This is a genomic window from Mesorhizobium sp. (genome assembly GCF_004962925.1).
Taxonomy (GTDB): Bacteria; Pseudomonadota; Alphaproteobacteria; order Rhizobiales; family Rhizobiaceae; genus Mesorhizobium.
Genome location: NZ_SUEO01000256.1, coordinates 231 through 4,426 on the forward strand (window position 1 = coordinate 231; position 4,196 = coordinate 4,426).

Here is a 4,196-nt window from a genome sequence, read left to right on the forward strand (position 1 = left end):
CGCCTGCATCTCGGCGATTTCGGGATAGGAAACCGCAAGCCGGCAGCCACGATGGCCAAGCATCGGATTGAATTCGTGCAGGGCTTCGGTGCGCTGCCTGAGCTTGTCGGGCGACACGTTCATGGCGGCGGCGACTTCGGCCACCTCTTCCTCGGTCTTGGGCAGGAATTCGTGCAGCGGCGGATCGAGTAGCCGGATCGTCACCGGCAGGCCGGCCATGATCTCGAACAGTTCGAGGAAATCCGAGCGCTGCATGGGCAGGAGTTTTGCGAGCGCGGTTCGCCGTCCCTTTTCCGTGTCGGCCAGGATCATCTCACGCATGGCGACGATACGGTCGCCGTCGAAGAACATGTGCTCGGTGCGGCAAAGCCCGATGCCTTCGGCGCCGAAGGAACGCGCCATGCGCGCGTCGAGCGGCGTTTCGGCATTGGTGCGCACCTTCATGCGCCGCACGCCATCGGCCCATTCCATGATGGCGGCGAAATCGCCCGAGAGCTCCGGCTGCAGCATCGGCACGGCGCCTTTCAGCACCTGGCCGTTGCCGCCGTCGATGGTGATGATATCGCCCTTGCGGAACGTCGACCCCATCGCCGTCAGCGTGCCGGCCCTGTAGTCGACGCGCAGCGAGCCCGCGCCCGACACACAAGGCTTGCCCATGCCGCGCGCCACCACCGCGGCATGGCTGGTCATGCCGCCACGCGTGGTCAGGATACCTTCCGCCGCATGCATGCCGTGGATATCTTCGGGACTGGTCTCGATGCGCACGAGGATCGCCTTTCGGCCTTGCGTCTTGATCTCCTCGGCGTCGTTGGAGGAAAAGACGATCTCGCCGGTGGCAGCACCCGGAGAAGCCGGCAGGCCGATGCCTATCACATCGCGCGCGGCCTCCGGATCGATCGTCGGATGCAGCAATTGATCGAGCGAGGCCGGATCGATGCGGGCGACGGCCTCTTCCTTCGAAATGAGCTTGTCCTGTGCCATTTCGACGGCGATTCTGAGCGCGGCCTTGGCGGTACGCTTGCCGGACCTCGTCTGCAGCATCCATAATTTGCCGCGCTCGATGGTGAATTCGAGATCCTGCATGTCGCGGTAGTGCTTTTCCAGACGGTCGGAGATGGTGACGAATGCCTGGAACGCATCCGGCATCAGCTTCTGCAGTGACGGCTTGTCGGAGCCGGCGGCAATGCGCGCCGCCTCGGTGATGTTTTGCGGCGTGCGAATGCCGGCAACGACATCCTCGCCCTGCGCATTCACCAGGAACTCGCCATAGAGCATCTTTTCGCCGGTCGACGGATTGCGGGTGAAAGCGACGCCGGTGGCGGAAGTCTCGCCCATATTGCCGAACACCATAGCCTGGACGTTGACTGCCGTGCCCCAGCTTTCAGGGATGTCATGCAGGCGCCGATAGGTGATGGCGCGGCTGTTCATCCAGCTCGAAAACACGGCGCCGATCGCCCCCCAGAGCTGCTCGTTCGGATCCTGCGGAAACGGCTTTCCGAGCTCCTCCTCGACCTTGGCCTTATAGAGTGCAATCACGCCCTGCCATTCGATGGCGGTCAGTTCGGTGTCGAGCTCACGGCCGAGCCCACCTTTCTGGTCTTCGAGGATTTCCTCGAAGACCTCGTGGTCGAGGCCCATGACGACATCGGAATACATCTGGATGAAACGCCGATAGCTGTCATAGGCAAAGCGCGCGTCGCCTGAATCGGCGGCCAGCGCCTCGACCGTCTCGTCGTTCAGACCGAGATTGAGCACGGTGTCCATCATGCCAGGCATGGAAGCGCGGGCACCGGAACGCACCGATACCAAAAGCAGTTTAGAGGGATCGCCGAAACGGCGCCCGGTCAGCCGGCCGATATGATCGAGGGCGACCGCGACATCCGCTTCCAGCGAGGCAGGATAGCAGCGCTCATTGGCGTAGTAGGCGTTGCAGACCTCCGTGGTGATGGTGAAGCCTGGCGGCACGGGCAGGCCCAAGCTGCACATTTCGGCGAGATTGGCACCCTTGCCGCCCAGAAGGTTCCTATCGCCGGCACGGCCTTCCGCGGCGCCGTCGCCAAAGGTGTAGACCCATTTGGTCATGCTTGCTCTCCGGTTGCAGGAGATTGAAAAGATTGACGAAGCCGAAGTTTCGCCGTGTCCCTACCCGAGCGATATGATGCTGCAGTGCGAAAGGCAAGGCGTCGGCAAAGCCAGCCGGCTTCTACAATCGATTAAGAAAAAGCGTTGCCAAAAAGACTTGCGGCTTAGTGGCCACCAAAGTAGAACATAATAGGAACACGAGGTGACGCCATGAGACTGACCGGAAAACTCGATTATCTGGAAATGCCGGCAACTGGTGGAACGCTGGACAGGCTAAAGGCTTTCTACAGCGCCGCCTTTTCCTGGTCGTTCACCGACTATGGGCCGACCTATTCGGCCTTTTCGGAAGGTCTTGACGGAGGCTTCCAGGCTGATGCCGGCGAAGCGCCCGCCAAGCCGCTTCCCGTGCTTTATTCCGAGGACCTGGAAGAAACCCTGGGCGCCGTCGAAAATGCCGGTGGCACCATCGTCAAGCCGATCTTTTCGTTCCCTGGTGGCAGGCGATTCCATTTCGTCGATCCGGCCGGCAATGAAATGGCCGTCTGGGGCGAGTAGACGCAATGGCCTGACAGGAGGGAATAATGTGCGAACTCCTATCTGCAGGAACCGGTGGATCGGTTCCGAGCACTCGCTATTCTCGGCATTGAGCTTTCCGTCGGCTCGTCCTATAAGGCCGCGCGCAGCGGCCATGTTCCGGCTGTTGGGGCGTAGCCAAGTGGTAAGGCATCGGTTTTTGGTACCGACAATCCCAGGTTCGAATCCTGGCGCCCCAGCCAGTCGTCTATTTATAATAATATCAAGAACTTACCTCACCTTTTCGCACAGCTATCCAGCGCAGCTGTCGAGGTCAACAGTAGTCCGATTATTTTGACCGCGTTCCGGCCAGCCTTCTCGGGTCGGTTGTGAGGGGTTGCCGCCGCCGGCAGGCGAAAGCTCGAGCAGGATTGATCGGTGTATCGCATCCTAGCTCATTGGCCATACGATCATAAGCATTGGCACAGCAACAATGACGACGAGGAACGATAGCGGCAGTCCCAGACGCGGATAATCGCTGAAGCGGTAGCCGCCCGGCCCCATGACGAGCGTGTTGCACTGATGCCCTATCGGGGTGAGAAAATCGCAGCCGGCGCCAATGGCGACTGCCATCAGGAATGCTTCCGGCCTGTAGCCGAGATCGCCGGCAAATTCGGCGGCGATAGGCGCCATGACAAGAACGGTGGCGGCATTGTTGAGGAACGGCGTAACGGCCATGGCGGCGACAAGGATGAGCATCAGCGCGCCGGACGCCGGAAGAGTGGTCCCCAGTTTGGCAAGCTCGCCGGCAATTACTGCTGTGGCCCCTGTACTGCGTAGCGAATCGCTCACTGGAATGAGAACGGCGAGCATGAGGAGGATTGGACCGTCCAGCGATTGGTAGACCTCCCGGAGCGGGATGATCTTGAAAAGCACCATCCCGACCGCGGCCGCAAAGAAAGCGACGGAGACCGGGAGCAGCCCGAACGCAGTCGCCACAATAGCGAGAGCAAGGACCGTTACCGGCACGATTCCCTTGCGGACGCTACCAAGCAGGATGGCCCTTTCTGCCAGCGGCAGGCAGCCGAGTTCACGCAGTATCTCGGGTATCGTTGCTGCATTGCCCTGCAGCACAACGACGTCGCCGAGCCTTAGCTCGACTTCGGCCAGCCTGCGGTCGAGGCGCTCGCCGCGACGGCTGACGGCCAGGAGGTTGACGTTGAAGCGGTCGTAAAGGGCAAGGCGCTGGGCTGTCCAGCCGATCAACGAGGAGCTTTCCCCGATCACGGCTTCGATGGCTACCATCTCGCTGGCGGTGCCGTCACCGCCGACCCTATCGCCCGTGACGCTGAGCTTGCCCTGGGAGACAAGGCGATCCAGCGCCTCTGGGTCGCCTTCGAGCAGCAGAATGTCGTTCACCTTAAGGACGGCATCGGGCAGCGGCGTCATCCGCATAGTCCGATTGCGCAGGATCGACGTCACGATAGCATCGCCGCCGGAAAGCTTCATGAGGTCTGCGACGGTTTTCCCGAGCACCGTGGAATCGCTGACAATTCGAGCCTCTGTCAGGTAATTCTTGATGTCGATGGCTTCATTCAGCG

General features: G+C 61.1%; 3 protein-coding genes and 1 tRNA gene. 2 read left to right on the forward strand and 2 right to left on the reverse strand.

Annotated features, from left to right (window positions below; all coding sequences use genetic code 11):
- On the reverse strand, positions 1-2,082 hold a 2,082-nt coding region (gene ppdK / locus E5W87_RS31390; RefSeq protein ID WP_292406620.1), incomplete at its 3' end, for a pyruvate, phosphate dikinase.
- Positions 2,083-2,292: 210 nt separating this feature from the next.
- Here ppdK and E5W87_RS31395 point away from each other — a divergent pair.
- Together E5W87_RS31395 and E5W87_RS31400 are read left to right on the forward strand one after the other, a co-directional pair.
- Positions 2,293-2,637: a VOC family protein gene (locus E5W87_RS31395; RefSeq protein ID WP_123147128.1), complete on the forward strand. Its 345-nt coding sequence runs from the start codon at positions 2,293-2,295 to the stop codon at positions 2,635-2,637.
- 146 nt (positions 2,638-2,783) lie between these two features.
- Positions 2,784-2,858, forward strand: a tRNA-Gln gene (locus E5W87_RS31400).
- Positions 2,859-3,045: 187 nt separating this feature from the next.
- Here the strand turns inward: E5W87_RS31400 and E5W87_RS31405 are convergent.
- Positions 3,046-4,196, reverse strand: a 1,151-nt coding sequence (locus E5W87_RS31405) for an SLC13 family permease (RefSeq protein WP_292406625.1), incomplete at its 5' end; no start/stop codon positions are given.